The 13,811-nt window shown below is 71.2% G+C and carries 10 protein-coding genes and 1 other RNA gene; 1 reads left to right on the top strand and 10 read right to left on the bottom strand.

The genetic code is table 11. From position 1 onward, the window contains the following. Positions 1-23: 23 nt before the first annotated feature. The 7 genes from ACODT0_RS22050 to dnaX form a co-directional block, all read right to left on the bottom strand. Positions 24-863: an ABC transporter permease gene (locus ACODT0_RS22050; protein WP_057594209.1), complete on the bottom strand. Its 840-nt coding sequence runs from the start codon at positions 861-863 to the stop codon at positions 24-26. Then, positions 860-1,675, bottom strand: coding sequence for an ABC transporter ATP-binding protein (locus tag ACODT0_RS22045; protein ID WP_057594210.1), 816 nt, complete (start codon positions 1,673-1,675; stop codon positions 860-862). The genes ACODT0_RS22050 and ACODT0_RS22045 overlap by 4 nt, the downstream gene beginning before the upstream one ends. 74 nt (positions 1,676-1,749) lie before the next feature. After that, a complete protein-coding gene (locus ACODT0_RS22040) occupies positions 1,750-2,784 on the bottom strand; it encodes an ABC transporter substrate-binding protein (protein WP_057594211.1) in 1,035 nt (344 codons plus the stop codon). 160 nt (positions 2,785-2,944) lie between these two features. After that, on the bottom strand, positions 2,945-3,337 hold the full coding sequence (locus tag ACODT0_RS22035) for an MAPEG family protein (protein WP_489042270.1): 393 nt from the start codon (positions 3,335-3,337) through the stop codon (positions 2,945-2,947). Between the two features lie 49 nt (positions 3,338-3,386). Beyond that, on the bottom strand, positions 3,387-3,977 hold the full coding sequence (gene recR, locus ACODT0_RS22030) for a recombination mediator RecR (protein ID WP_057594213.1): 591 nt from the start codon (positions 3,975-3,977) through the stop codon (positions 3,387-3,389). Positions 3,978-4,001: 24 nt separating this feature from the next. After that, a complete protein-coding gene (locus tag ACODT0_RS22025) occupies positions 4,002-4,334 on the bottom strand; it encodes a YbaB/EbfC family nucleoid-associated protein (protein ID WP_007836669.1) in 333 nt (110 codons plus the stop codon). A 124-nt stretch (positions 4,335-4,458) separates the two neighbouring features. Then, on the bottom strand, positions 4,459-6,318 hold the full coding sequence (dnaX, locus tag ACODT0_RS22020; protein WP_489042269.1) for a DNA polymerase III subunit gamma/tau: 1,860 nt from the start codon (positions 6,316-6,318) through the stop codon (positions 4,459-4,461). Between the two features lie 118 nt (positions 6,319-6,436). On the opposite strand from dnaX, the gene ffs reads away from it, so the two are divergent. Then, an RNA gene (gene ffs / locus ACODT0_RS22015) (signal recognition particle sRNA small type) lies at positions 6,437-6,533 on the top strand. Between the two features lie 57 nt (positions 6,534-6,590). Here ffs and ACODT0_RS22010 read toward each other — a convergent pair. The 3 genes from ACODT0_RS22010 to ACODT0_RS22000 are packed head-to-tail and all read right to left on the bottom strand — an operon-like array spanning position 6,591 to position 13,674. Continuing rightward, the gene (locus ACODT0_RS22010) at positions 6,591-7,832 is read right to left on the bottom strand and encodes a TIGR03862 family flavoprotein (RefSeq protein WP_489042268.1); all 1,242 of its coding nucleotides are present in this window, start codon (positions 7,830-7,832) and stop codon (positions 6,591-6,593) included. Further along, positions 7,829-11,092: a UvrD-helicase domain-containing protein gene (locus ACODT0_RS22005; protein ID WP_489042267.1), complete on the bottom strand. Its 3,264-nt coding sequence runs from the start codon at positions 11,090-11,092 to the stop codon at positions 7,829-7,831. The genes ACODT0_RS22010 and ACODT0_RS22005 overlap by 4 nt, the downstream gene beginning before the upstream one ends. Then, positions 11,089-13,674, bottom strand: a complete 2,586-nt coding sequence (locus ACODT0_RS22000) for a PD-(D/E)XK nuclease family protein (RefSeq protein ID WP_489042266.1) — start codon at positions 13,672-13,674, stop codon at positions 11,089-11,091. Before ACODT0_RS22000 ends, ACODT0_RS22005 begins: the two co-directional genes overlap by 4 nt. Positions 13,675-13,811 lie beyond the last annotated feature (137 nt).

Genomic DNA, 13,811 nt, shown 5'->3' with positions numbered 1-13,811 from the left:
TCGTTCCCGGGCCGCCGCGCGGTTCAGAGCTTCTCGGTCTCGCCGCTGCGCGGCTGCCACTTCATGAGCCGCTTCTCGATCAGGCCCACAAGCGCATCGAGCGCGAGCGCGAAGGCCGTCAGCACCACGATGCCCGCGAACACGGTGTTGACGTCGAAGGTGCCCTCGGCCTGCAGGATCAGGTAGCCGACGCCGCGCGCCGAGCCCAGGTACTCGCCCACCACGGCGCCCACGAAGGCCAGGCCCACCGAGGTGTGCAGGCTCGAGAACACCCAGCTGGTGGCGCTCGGCAGGTAGACGGTGCGCAGCAGCTGGCGCTGGTTGGCGCCCAGCATGCGTGCATTGGCGAGCACCACCGGGCTCACCTCGCGCACGCCCTGGTAGACGTTGAAGAACACGATGAAGAACACCAGCGTGACGGCCAGCGCCACCTTGCTCCAGATGCCGAGGCCGAACCACAGCGCGAAGATCGGCGCGAGGATCACGCGCGGCATCGAATTGGCGGCCTTGATGTAGGGATCGAGGATCAGGCTCGCGGTGGGCGCGAGCGCGAGCCACAGCCCGCAGCCCAGGCCCAGCACGGTGCCGATGCCGAAGGCCAGTACGGTCTCGAGCAGCGTGGTGCCCAGGTGCAGGTAGATGTCGGCATTGCCCTTGAGCCCGTCGGGGAACAGCGGGTTGGCCGGCACCTCGAAGGGCAGGAACCAGCTCCAGATGCGCCCGGCCACCTGGATCGGCTCGCCGAGGAAGAAGGCCACCTGCTGGTTGCGCGAGGCCAGGTGCCAGCCCACGAGGATCACGACCAGCAGCACCAGCTGCCAGAAGCGCGCGTTGCGTTCGTTGAGGGCCAGGCGCGACATCATGCGGCCTTCTTCAGTTGCTGCGCGTAGCCCTTGAGCACCTCGTCGCGCAGCACCTCCCAGATCTGGGTGTGCAGCTCGACGAAGCGCGGCTGGGTGCGCACCTCGGCCACGTCTCGCGGGCGCGGCAGGTCGATCTCGAACTCGCCGATCGGATGGGTGGCCGGTCCGGCCGAGAGCACCACCACGCGGTCGCTCATCGCGATCGCTTCGTCGAGGTCATGGGTGATGAACAGCACGGCCTTCTTCTTCGCGCTCCACAGGTCGAGCACCTCGTTCTCCATCAATTGCCGGGTCTGGATGTCGAGCGCGCTGAAGGGCTCGTCCATCAGGATGATGTCGGGATCGAGCACCAGCGTCTGCGCCAGCGCCACGCGCTTGCGCATGCCGCCCGAGAGCTGGTGCGGATAGCGGTCGCCGAAGCCCGCGAGGCCCACGCGCGCGAGCCAGGCCTCGGCTTCGCGGCGCGCTTCGGCATCAGGCACGCCGCGGTACTGCAGCCCGACCATCACGTTGTCGATGGCGCTGCGCCAGGGCATCAGCGCCTCGGTCTGGAACATGTAGCCCGCGCGCGCATTGATGCCCGAAAGCGGCTGGCCGAACACCTTGACCGTGCCGGACGAGGGCTGCAGCAGCCCCGCGCCGATGTTGAGCAGGGTCGACTTGCCGCAGCCCGTGGGACCGACCACCGACACGAACTCGCCGGCGCGCACGCGCAAGGTGGTGTCGGCCACCGCGGTGTAGCGCTGGCCGGGGTCGTCCTTCGAATGGAAGATGCAGCTGATCGAGAGGAGTTCGAGTGCGTGGTCGGACATGGCGGAACTGGATGGCTGGCGATGCGCGTCCCCCAGAAAAAACCCGGCCGAAGCCGGGTCGCGGGACATCGAGGTCAGGCCTTGAACCTGTCCTTCGCTCGCCGTGCGAAATCGTTGGTGTAGGTTTTCGCGAGGTCGATCTTGTCGGCCTTGACGGAGGTGTCGAAGCTCGCGATCGCGGCCAGCGCGGTCTTGGGTCCCTCGGACGGCACGATGCCGTCGGGCGCGATCGATTCGCGCACCTTGTCGAACGAGGCGAGGTAGAGCGCGCGGTCGCCGAGCAGGTAGGTCTCGGGCACGGTCTTGATGATGTCGCCCGGGCCCGCGGTCTGCAGCCACTTGAGGCCGTGCACGATCGCGTTGGCCAGCGCCTGGCAGGTGTTGGGGTTCTTCTGCACGAAATCGACCGGCGCATAGAGGCAGGCGGCCGGCATCGGCCCGCCGAACACCTGCTGCGTGCCCTTGAGCGTGCGGGTGTCGCTGATGATCTTCACGTCGCCCTTCTGCTCGAGCATGGTCATCACCGGGTCGGTGTTGCTGATGGCGTCGATCTGGCCCGAGCGCAGCGCGGTGAGCGCGCCGGCGGCGACGCCCACGCCGATGTAGCTCACGTCGCTGGCCTTGAGGCCGCCGCGCGAGAGCACGAGGTTGGCCACCATGTTGGTCGACGAGCCCGGCGCCGAGACGCCGATCTTCTTGCCCTTGAGGTCGGCGATGCCGGCATAGCTCGACATGTTCTTGGTCGATACGCCCATCGCGATCTGCGGCGCGCGGCCCTGCAGCACGAAGGCCTGGAAGAACTGGTTCTTGGCCTGCAGGTTGATGGTGTGCTCGTAGGCACCCGAGCACACGTCGGCCGAGCCGCCGACCACCGCCTGCAGCGCGCGCGCGCCGCCCGCGAAGTCGGAGATCTCGACGTCGAGCCCCTCGGCCTTGAAGTAGCCGAGCTGCTCGGAGATGGTGAGCGGCAGGTAGTAGAACGCCGCCTTGCCGCCGACCGCGATCGAGATCTTGGTTTTCTCCAGCTTCGGCTGCGCGAACACCCGCGGCAACGCGATGGTGGCGGCGGCGATGGCCGAGGCGGAGATGAGGGTGCGGCGGTGAAGCATGGAACGTGGCCTGCGGCGGCGTCTGGTGGCTCTGGAATTCGTCGAAACTGAATCGAGCTTAGGGGCGCGCGCAGGGTCGCTGCATCGGGGTCATCCCGTGCGGGTTTTCACGTAAGCATGAAGGCCTCTCACAGAGTGAAAAAGGCCGCTCTCAGCCGCGCTATTTCGCGAGGAACAGGATCGCGATATTGACCACGAAGGCGGCCGCCCAGACCGCGCTGCGCAGCGCCGGAATGCCCTTGATGTAGAGCGCGAGATAGGCCACGCGCAGCAGTACGTAGGCGATCGCGAGGCGGTCGATCCACAGCTGCGCGGCGCCGAGCTGGTGCGCGATGATCACCGCGCCGATGAAGAAGGGCAGCCCCTCGAAGCTGTTGGCCTGCGCGGCGTTGGCGCGCGCGCGCCAGCCCGCCTGCCTGGCGGCCCAGTCGCGCGGCTGCGCGTTGTCGCTGGGCCGGAAGGCGCCGGCCTTGGCGATCCAGGCCGCGAGGTACGGCAGGCCGCAGGCGATGAAGACGCACCAGTAGGCGACGGTAAGCAGCGACAGGGTCATGGTGTCTCCGGAATCTCTTGGATGCGCGGCGGCGGTGGCCGCCGCGGGATCAGCGCCGGTCGACCAGCGCGTGCGCGATGGTGCCGAGGTCCACGTACTCGAGCTCGCTGCCCGCGGGCACGCCGCGCGCGAGCCGCGTGACGGTGAGGCCGCGCTGGCGCAGCGCATCGCCGATGACATGCGCCGTGGCTTCGCCCTCGGCCGTGAAGTTGGTCGCGAGGATCACCTCGGCCACGGTGCCATCGAGCGCGCGCTCGAACAGCTTCTGCAGGCCCAGGTCCTTGGGACCGATGCCGTCGAGCGGGCTGAGCTTGCCCATCAGCACGAAGTAGTAGCCGCGAAAGGCGTTGGTGCGCTCGAGCGCGGCCTGGTCGGCCGGCGTCTCGACCACGCAGAGCTTGGTCGGGTCGCGCCGCACGTCGAGGCAGACGTTGCACACCGGCATCTCGGTGAAGGTGTTGCAGCGCTCGCAATGGCGCACCTGACCCGCCGCCTGCTGCAGGGCGCGCGCGAGCAGCTGCGCGCCCTCGCGGTCGTGCTGCAGCAGGTGGAAGGCCATGCGCGAGGCCGACTTGACGCCCACGCCCGGCAGGCGGCGCAGCGCATCGACGAGCGCGTCGAGGGAACCGGCGTCGGACACGTCAGCCTTGGTGGCGCGGCGGCATCAGAACGGCAGCTTCATGCCCGGGGGCAGGCCCGGCATGCCGGCGGTCAGCTTGCCCATCTTCTGCTCGCTGGTCTCCTCGGCCTTGCGCACGGCGGCGTTGAAGGCAGCGGCCACGAGGTCCTCGAGCATGTCCTTGTCGTCGGCCAGCAGGCTCGGGTCGATGGTGATGCGCTTGACGTCGTGCTTGCAGGTCATCACGACCTTCACGAGGCCGGCGCCCGATTCGCCCTCGACCTCGATGTGGGCCAGTTCTTCCTGGGCCTTCTTGAGGTTGTCCTGCATTGCCTGCGCCTGCTTCATGAGGCCGGCCAGTTGTCCTTTGTTGAACATCGTTGGTCCTGTGGATCGGTTGGGTGGATGGGAAAGGATAAGAGATGGAAGCGCAGCTGGCGGCGAAGCCTCGCCGCCGCAAGGGCCACGGCCGATTGTCGCCGCTGCGCGTGGCCCGCCGCGCTCAGGCCGGTTTGAGCGAGCCCGGGACGATCCTCGCGTCGAAGTCGCGCATCAGGGCCTGGATCTCGGGATCGCTGCGGATCGCCTCCTCGGCGATGCGCTGGCGCTCGTCGGCGGCGGCCTTGTTGCGGCGTGCCGGGCTGTCGACCACGCCGCCGACCTCGATCGCGAGCTTGACCTCGTGGCCGATCGCGGCCAGCGCGGCGATCAGCTTCTCGCGGCTGGAGGGCTGGTTGAGCGACTCGCGCTCGATGCGCAGCAGCCACTGGTCGGTGTCGCGCGCCACCAGCTGCGACTGCAGCGCCAGTTCGCGCGTGAGCGCGGCGATGCTCTCGGCCGCGATCAACTGCGTGACGGTGGCGAACCAGAAATCGCCCTCCTCGCTCGGCGGGATCGGCGCGGCGGGTGCCTGGGCACCGTCGCGCGGCGTGTCGCGCGCGCCGGGCGGCGGCTGCACGCGCATCGGCACGGCGACCACCTGGGCGGGATCGGGTTCGGGCACGTCCTCGGGCGGACGCGCCTCGGGGCGGCGCACGGGCTGGTCGACGACCGGCAGGCGGTGGCCCGCGGGGGCGGCGGTCGACGGTTGCGCAGGTGCGGCAACGGGCGCCGGACGCGGCACTTCGGCCGACATGCTGCGCACCGGGATCGGCCGCGGCGGCTGCGCGGGGGCGGCAACGGGTGCCGGCGCCGCCGCCGGGGCGTTATTCAGAGTTTTTTTTTCCGCGGAGGCCGAGCCGGCCGCGTTCTGCGCAGGCTTGAACGCCAGCAGCCGCAGCAGCACCATCGTGAGAGCGGCGTATTCGTCGGGCGCGAGGCCGAGCTCGCCGCGGCCGTGCAGACACAGGCTGTAGAGCAGCTGGGTCTCGTCGGCCGGCATCAGCAGCGCGAGCCGCGCGGTGTCGGCCGCGTCGGGGTCGGTGCTGGACGTGGCAGCCTCGGCGCGCGAAGGCACGGCCTGCAGCACCGCCATGGCCTGCAGCACCGCCGTCATTTCCTCGAGCGTGGAAGCGGCTGACATGCCGTCGATGCGCAGCGCCTCGGAGGTCTCGACCACGGTCTTGCCGTCGCCCTGCGCGAGCGCCTCGATCAGGCGGAACACATGGCCGCGGTCGACGCTGCCGAGCATCTGGCGCACGCCGGCCTCGACCAGCTCGCCGTTGCCGAAGGCGATCGCCTGGTCGGTCAGCGAGAGCGCGTCGCGCATCGAGCCGCGCGCCGCGCGCGCGAGCAGGCGCAGCGCCTGCGGCTCGGCCGGCACCTGCTCGGTCTGCAGCACCGAGGTCAGGTGCTCGAGCACCGTCTCGGGCGCCATCGGGCGCAGGTTGAACTGCAGGCAGCGGGACAGCACCGTGACCGGCACCTTCTGCGGATCGGTGGTGGCCAGCACGAACTTGAGGTACTCGGGCGGCTCCTCGAGCGTCTTCAGCATCGCGTTGAACGCGGTGTTGGTCAGCATGTGCACTTCGTCGATCATGAAGACCTTGAAGCGGCCCTGCACCGGCTTGTAGACCGCCTGCTCGAGCAGCGACTGCACTTCATCGACGCCGCGGTTCGAGGCCGCGTCGAGCTCGGTGTAGTCGACGAAGCGGCCGGCGTCGATGTCGCGGCAGGCCTGGCACACGCCGCAGGGCGTGGCGGTGATGCCGCCCTGCCCGTCCGGACCCTGGCAGTTGAGCGACTTGGCCAGGATGCGCGAGACGGTGGTCTTGCCCACGCCGCGCGTGCCGGTGAACAGGTAGGCGTGGTGCAGGCGCTGGGTGGTGAGCGCGTTCTCGAGCGCCTGCACCACGTGCCCCTGACCGACCATCTCAGCGAAGGTTTTCGGACGGAACTTGCGGGCGAGCACGATATAGGACATTGCGCCCATTCTAAAAGCCGCGAAGGGGGCCTTCGGCATCCGCCTCTTCGATGTTTCTCATCGATCGATTCACCGCCCCGGCGAAGGGGGCAACGCGAGCGAGGTTAGAATCGACCCTGACGGGCCTCCCTGCATGGTGAAGTGGCCAACCGGGTCAGGTGGGGAACCAAGCAGCCCTAACTGCGTAGTCAGTGCCAGGGGTAAGGCTCGTCAACTTCTTCAGCGCTCTCGTTCCACCCCGGAACGGGAGCCGCGCCAAAAAATCCAAAGCCTCACGACAGTCCCAGCCGCGCGAGCACGCCACGCGCGGCCGCGACGCCGCTGGCCATCGAGGCCGTGAGCAGGTAGCCGCCGGTCGGCGCCTCCCAGTCGAGCATCTCCCCCGCCACGAACACGCCGGGCAGCGCGCCGGCCATCAGCTGCGCATCGAGCGCATCGAAACGCACGCCGCCCGCGGTGCTGATCGCCTCGTCGACCGGGCGCGCGGCCAGCAGCCGCAGCGGCACGGCCTTGATCGCCTGCGCGAGTTGCAGCGGATCGTGCATCGCCTCGCGGCTCAGCACCTCGTAAAGCACGCCGGCCTTGATGCCCTCGAGGCCGAGCCGGCTCTTGAGGTGGCTGCCGAGCGAACGCGCGCCGCGCGGATGCCTGACCGCGGCCAGCACCTGCTCGGCGCTGCGGTCGGGCAGCAGGTCGAGCAGCAATGTGGCGCTGCCGTTGGCGGCGATCTCGTCGCGCAGCAGGGCCGAGACGGCGTAGACGAGGCTGCCCTCGATGCCGCCCGCCGTGGCGACGAACTCTCCCTTGCGCGCGAAATGACGGCCGCGGCTATCGGTGAACGACACGGCCACCGACTTGAAGGGCTGGCCCGCGAAGCGCTCCGAGAAATGCGCGCTCCAGCCGCTGCCGTCGAAGCCGCAGTTGGCGGGCTGCAGCTCCGCCACCGCCACGCCCTGCGCCTGCAGCCGCGGCGCCCAGGCACCATCGGAACCGAGCCGCGCCCAGCTCGCGCCGCCGAGCGCGAGCACCACCGCATCGGCCGAGGCCTCGACCTCGCCCGCGGGCGTGTCGAAGCGCAGCACGCCGGGCGAGACCGCGGCATCGCCGGTCCAGCGGTGCCGCATGTGGAACTGCACGCCGGCCTCGCGCAGCCGGTGCAGCCAGGCGCGCAGCAGCGGCGCGGCCTTCATGTCGGTGGGGAACACGCGGCCCGAGCTGCCGACGAAGGTCTCGATGCCCAGGCCCGCGGCCCATTCGCGCAGCTGCGCGGGACCGAAGGCCGCGAGCATCGGCTCGAGCTCGGCGCGGCGTTCGCCGAAGCGGCCCACGAAGGCCTCGAAGGGCTCGGAGTGCGTGAGGTTGAGCCCGCCGCGCCCCGCGAGCAGGAACTTGCGCCCCACCGAGGGCATGGCGTCGTAGAGGTGCACCTTCGCACCGGCCGCGGAGAGGATTTCCGCCGCCATCAGGCCGGCGGGGCCGCCGCCGATCACGGCGACGGTGGGAGAAGAAGTCATTCGAGGTTCACCAGTTCGCCCTGCCCGGTCAGGAACGCGGCGCGTACCGTGGCACCGGGATGGGCCTGCTGCACGGCCGCGCGGTAGCGCTGCATCTGTGCGATGAGCGCGGCATCGCGCTCGGGCCTTGCGGCCGATTTGTAGTCGAGGATCCACCAGGTGCCGCTGGCGCGCTCGCGCACCAGCCGGTCGATGCGCAGCGTGTCGCCTTCGTGCACCAGCGTGACCTCGTTGCCGTGCCAGTCGATGGCCTCGAGGTCCCAGGCCCAGGCGCCCGCGCCGGCGCGGATGCGCGCGGCCAGCGCCGCGGCGCCGCGCGCCTGCTGCGCGTCGAGCAGGAACTCCTGCGCCGCCGCGCGCACATGGGCCGCGGGCAAGGGCTCGCCGGGCACCGACCATTCGAGCAGGCGATGCATCGCCTGGCCGAAGGCCGCGGCGCGTGCGTCGAGCGTGGCCGCCTTTTCCTTGCGCGCGACGGGCACCGGCAGTGTCGCGGAAGCGAACACCGGCAGCTCGTGGATCGCGAAGACGGCCTGCGCCTGCGCTGCGACCGGCGCCACCAGCGGCTCGTCGGCAGCTACGGTCTCGCAGGCCTCGGCCAGCCGCGCCCACCAGCTGCCCTCGTTGGCGCGCGCGGGGCGCACCGACGACAGCACCAGCCGCGCGCGGGCGCGGGTGGTCGCGACATAGAGGCCGTTGAGCTCCTCGCGGTGGCGCGCGCGCTGCTCGTCGAGCAGCAGCGATGCCGCGCAGGCCGGCGGCGCCTTCTCGCTCGCGAGGAAGACGAAGCGCGTCGGCACGCGGTCGCCGCCCTTCCACTCGACCAGCACGCCCATGGTCTGGGCGCGCGGCGGCGGCGCGTCGCAGTCGAGCATCAGCACGGTGTCGGCCTCGAGGCCCTTGGCGCCGTGCACCGTCAGCAACTGCACCGCCTCGGGCGCGGCCACCGACGGGGCGCGCACGCCGCCGGCGCGCAGCGCGCGCACCAGCGCATAGGGCGTGACGAAACGCGCGCCGTCGATGTCGAGCGACGCGGCCAGGAGGCCGCGCAGGTTGGCGAGCGCGCCCTGGCGCAGCGCGGCGGGCACGGCCGCGCCGAACTTCGCGAGCACGTCGCCGTCGTGGAAGACCGCGTCGAGTGCATCGTGCGGCGGCAGCGTGGCCAACCAGCGCTGCCAGCGCTTGAGACGCGGCGCGGCCTCGGCCAGCGCGGCCGGCAGGTCCTCGCCGGCCTGCAGCAACCGGAACCAGCTCCAGCCCGGCAGCGCGCGCTGGCGCAGCGCCAGTTGCACCAGGTCGTCGTCGCCGATGCCGAACAGCGGCGACTTGAGCGCGCGCGCCAGCGAGAGGTCGTGCGCGGGCGAGACCAGCGCATCGATCAGCGCCACCATGTCCTGCACCTCGGGCGCGTCGTGCAGCTCGTTCTTCTCGGGCTGCTGCACCGGGATGTGGCGCTGGCGCAGCGCCTCCTGCATCGCGGCGAGCCGGCTGCGGCGGCGCGACAGCACCATGATCTGGCGCGGCGGCGTGCCGTCGGCGATCAGTTGCGCGATCCAGCGCGCGGCCTGCTCGCACTCCTTCTGCAGCAACTGCTCCTCGGGCAGCACGCGTGGCGTGACCAGGCTGTCGCGCCAGTGCAGCATGCCGTCGTCGGCCGGCGCCGCATCGGCCGCGGCCTCGGCGGCATCGCGCTCGATGGCCGGCAGCTTCAGCAGCGCGCCCTCGTCGCTGCGCTCGGTGGTGTGGGCACGGAAGCCGTCGAACTCGCCGGCCTCCTGCGCGGCCAGCATGGCCTGGTTGACCAGCCCCACGACGGCGCGCGCATTGCGGTGCGTGTGGTCGCAGTTGAGCAGCTCGCCGCCCAGGCCCTCGCGCACGAACTTCTTCGCGGCGATGAACACCTGCGGCTCGGCGCGGCGAAAGCGGTAGATGCTCTGCTTCGGATCGCCCACGACGAACACGCGCGGCGCGCTGCTGCCCGCGCCCACGTAGGCGCTGAGCCAGCCATAGAGCGCCTGCCACTGCAGCGGATTGGTGTCCTGGAACTCGTCGATCAGGAGGTGCGCGATGCGCGCATCGAGCCGCTCCTGCACCCAGCCCGAGAGCGCCGACTGGCCCAGCAGCAGTTGCGCCGCCTGCTCGACGTCGTTCATGTCGACCCAGCCGTGGGCGCGCTTGACGCCCGCGAAGGCGTCGATCAAAAGGCGCGTGAGCCGCGTCATGCGCTGCTGGTAAAGCCAGGCCGCATGCTGGGCCTGCGCGGCACACAGCAGCTGCAGTTCGGCCTCGGCCTCCTGCGCGGACGGGTACTTCTGCAGGTTCTTGTTGAGCCGGTCCTCGGTCGCGACGAAGAAGCTCTTGCGCAGCAGCGCGAGCGCCGAGGGCAACGCGGACTCGGCCGGCTCGCCGGTGCCGAAGATGTCGATGACGGCCTCGGCCGCTTTCTGCGGCGTCTTGTTGGTCTCGCGGCCGAGCGCGGCGGCACGGTCGAGCCAGCGCCGGCGCACGGCCTCGCCGCGCAGCGCGTCGGTCGGCGTGTCGAAGCCGGCCAGCGCCGGGTGCAGGTCGGCGAAATGCCGCACCGCCTCGGCCGGTTCGGCGAGCGAGAACTCCACGCGCCGCGTGAGCGCCTCGCCGAGCGCCTTGGCGGTCTGCGAGCGCCCGTAGGTGGCGACCACCGCGTAGTAGTCGGCCAGCGCATCGGGGTCGGCGGTCACGGCCTCGAAGAAGGGGCGCCAGGTGCGCGAGCGCGCCTCGGCATCGTCCTCGAGCAGCTCGTAGTTCGACGGCAGGCCGAGCTCGCGCAGCACCGCCAGCGGCGCATTGCGCAGCAGGCCCGCGAACCAGGCGTGGAAGGTGCGGAACTGCACCGGCCGGCCGCCCTCGAGCAGGTGCCGGTACAGGCCCTTCAGGCGCGGCGCGGCGGCCAGCGCCTCGGCCGGCGGCATGCCGCGCATCACGAGTTCCTTGACCAGTTCCTCGGGCTCGCGCTCGGCGAAGGCCTCGAGCCACTGGTCGAGCCGCTCGCGCATCTCGCCGGCGGCCTTCTTGGTGAAGGTGATGGCGAGGATCTCGTGCGGCTGGCAGGCGTTGGCGCCGTCGTCGAGCAGCGCGCGCACGATGCGCGACACCAGCATCCAGGTCTTGCCCGCGCCCGCGCAGGCCTCGACCGCCACCGAGCGCCGTGGATCGCAGGCGACGGTGTAGAAGGCCTCGCGCGGCACGCGCTGGCCGTTGTGTTCGTAGGCGGCGCCGTTCATGGCGAGCCCTCCTGCAGCACGGCGGCGCCGGCATCGTCGCTCCAGAAATCCTTGCGGCACAGGCCGCGCGCGGTGCAGTGCTCGCACACCGTGCCCTCGCCCAGCGGCGGCAGCGGCGTGCCTTCGGCGATGCGCCGGAAGTCATCGAGGATGCCGGCCACCAGCGCATCGCGCGCCTGCACCACCACCGGCTGCTCCACCGTCTGTGTGCCCGAGGACTTCTCGCCCACGTTGACGTAGGCCGCGCGCAGCGTGTCGTCGGCCACCAGCGCGGCATAGAACGCGAGCTGCGTGTCCTCGGTCGGCTCCTTCACGCGCTCCTTGGTCACGGCCGAGGACTCGGTCTTGTAGTCGATCACGAAGGGCTGGCCATCGGGCATGCGGTCGATGCGGTCGAGCCGGCCCACCAGCTGCAGCGCGCCCAGCGGCTGTTCCTTCCAGGGTTCGGACTCGACGAAGACCGCGCCCGCGGCCTCGTGGCCCGCGAGCCAGTCGAGGTAGCCGTCGCGCACCGCGGGCCAGGCCGCGGCGAAGGGCAGGAACTCGGCGTCCGACAGGCCGTATTCGCGCGTGGCACGCACGGCCGCGTCCTCGATGAAGCGCAGGCGCTCGCCGGCGTCGCGCGTGGGCGTCTGCCGCAGCGTCTCGTGGAAATGGCCGAGCACCGCATGCAGCCAGTTGCCGAAGTCGCGCTTGTCGACCTCGGCATCGAGCTCGTCGGCGCTGCGCAGGCCGAGCTGGCGCAGCGCGAAGAAGCGGTAGGGGCAGCGGCGCAGGTCTTCGTAAACGCTGGTCGACACGTTGCGCAGCGGCAGCAGCGCGCCCGAGGGCATCGGATAGAGAGTGGGACGCACGGGCACCTCGCGCCGCGTGCGCGGATCGTCGGTGAAGGCGAGCGCATGGTCGAGCTCGAGGCCCTGCACCAGCGGGCTGGGCCGCACGGGCTCGCCGCTGGCATCGGCACCGCGCCACAGCAGTTCGCACCAGGGATTGCACAGGGCCGCGTTCCAGGCCGCGCGCTGCGCCGCCTCGAGCGCCTCGCGCGAAGGCAGGCCGAGCTCGAGCCGCTGCGCGGCACTCCAGTTGCCGGGTGGCTCGGGCGATGCGGGCAGGCGGCGGTCGTCGCAGCCCGGGACCACGATCGCGCCGAAGGCCCGGCCCAGCAGCTGGTGCAAGGGCAGCACGATCACCTGCGGTATCTCGCCGTTGACGGGCGGCACGAAGCTCGCGTCCTCGAGCACGTCGCGCACCCAGGCCGTGAATTCGGAGAGCGTGTGGCGCCCGCCCGGGAAAGCCTCGTCGTCGCCATGCGCGCCAGCGTCGAGCCACAGTGCCGAGATCACCTTGCCGCCCGCGAGGTCGGCCTCGAGCGGCTCCCACTGGCCGGCCGCCTCGAGCAGCGCGCGCAAGGCGACCAGCCACTCGGCGAGCGGACGCGCACGCGCCATCGGCGCGCGGCGGGCCTCGATCTCGTTCGTGAAGGGCATCAGCGCGACGTCCTGCGGCTTCTCGCTGCGCGCGGCCTGCGCGCACCAGGCCGACCAGTCGCGCACGCCTTCGCGCCGCAATCTCGACTCGAGTCCCTGCACCGCGAGCGCATCGCCGTCGTTGCCGCTCTTGAGCCAGTCGAGCACCTGGTCGCTGCCGGCGTCGTGCGCGCAGGCGCGCAGCGCGCTCATCAGCATGGCGGCCGCGCGCGTGGTCGAGAGCTTCCAGCCGGTCTCGTCCTGCGCCGTGACGCCCTGCCCCTTGAGCCGCGCGCCGATGCGGCGCGTGAGCGCGCGGTCGGTGGCGACCAGCGCGACCGGGCTGCGGCCCTCGGCCAGGTGGCGCAGCGCGCAGGCCGCGGCGAGTTCGGCCTCGTCCTCGGGATCGATCGCGACATGGGCCGCGGACTGCCCGCGCGGCGCGATGGCGGGCACCAGCGACAGGCGCACGGCGCGCTCGCCCCACAGGCCGCACAGGGTCTGCGTCAAGGGATCGGTCTGGAAGCCCTCGAGCACGATCAGCACGTCGATCTGCGCGCGCGCGGGCTCGCGCAGCAGCACGTCGGTGGCATAGCTCGCGTTCGCGGCCCAGGCGACCGCGATGCGGATCAGCGCGCTCTCGATGCGGAACCACTCCGATTCGCTGCCCGCATCGGCCACGCTGGCGGCGCGCTCGGCCCAGGCGCTGCCGCGTTCTTCGGGCGCGACCGCGGCCGCGAGCGGCGCGAGCTGGTAGGCCAGCTCGACCACGCGGCCCGCGAGCGCGAAGCGTTCGGCGCCGAAGCCGGTCTGCGAGAGCAGGCCCTGCGCGGTCACGAGGTCGCGCGCCATGTCGAAGGCGATGTCGTAGCCCGAAGGAACGAAGCCACCCGCGCTGCGCGCCCAGTTGCGCGTGGTCTCGAAGCGCGGTACGAAGCCCGGCGAGCCGCAGCGCGCCCACATGGCCTGCGCCACGCCCATGAGCTGCGCGTAGGGCACCAGCACCATCGTGCGCGCCGCATGCGCCTGGCGTTCGGCGAGCACGCGCACGATGCGCGCGACCACGCCATCGGCAGGGTCGCACCATAGGGCCTGGACGGGATGGCCTTCGTTCATGTTCTGTCGCGGGGGATTCGGTGGCGGGGGCGGGTCGCGGCGAGGGCTCTGGCTATCGGCGCCATAGCCTTCGTGCATGCCACGTCACCCCTTGGTTTCTGTCACAATGACCCGCACTGTAGCTGCACCGAAACTCC

This window comes from Variovorax sp. FG153 (assembly GCF_057809595.1).
This window is presented reverse-complemented; position numbering and strand designations above follow the sequence as displayed.

Excerpts from the sequence above, each read along its gene's own strand:
- ACODT0_RS22050 (WP_057594209.1), bottom strand. The coding sequence starts at position 863 with ATGATGTCGCGCCTGGCCCTCAACGAACGCAACGCGCGCTTCTGGCAG.
- ACODT0_RS22045 (WP_057594210.1), bottom strand. The coding sequence starts at position 1,675 with ATGTCCGACCACGCACTCGAACTCCTCTCGATCAGCTGCATCTTCCAT.
- ACODT0_RS22040 (WP_057594211.1), bottom strand. The coding sequence starts at position 2,784 with ATGCTTCACCGCCGCACCCTCATCTCCGCCTCGGCCATCGCCGCCGCC.
- ACODT0_RS22035 (WP_489042270.1), bottom strand. The coding sequence starts at position 3,337 with ATGACCCTGTCGCTGCTTACCGTCGCCTACTGGTGCGTCTTCATCGCC.
- ACODT0_RS22025 (WP_007836669.1), bottom strand. The coding sequence starts at position 4,334 with ATGTTCAACAAAGGACAACTGGCCGGCCTCATGAAGCAGGCGCAGGCA.
- dnaX (WP_489042269.1), bottom strand. The coding sequence starts at position 6,318 with ATGTCCTATATCGTGCTCGCCCGCAAGTTCCGTCCGAAAACCTTCGCT.
- ACODT0_RS22010 (WP_489042268.1), bottom strand. The coding sequence starts at position 7,832 with ATGACTTCTTCTCCCACCGTCGCCGTGATCGGCGGCGGCCCCGCCGGC.
- ACODT0_RS22005 (WP_489042267.1), bottom strand. The coding sequence starts at position 11,092 with ATGAACGGCGCCGCCTACGAACACAACGGCCAGCGCGTGCCGCGCGAG.
- ACODT0_RS22000 (WP_489042266.1), bottom strand. The coding sequence starts at position 13,674 with ATGAACGAAGGCCATCCCGTCCAGGCCCTATGGTGCGACCCTGCCGAT.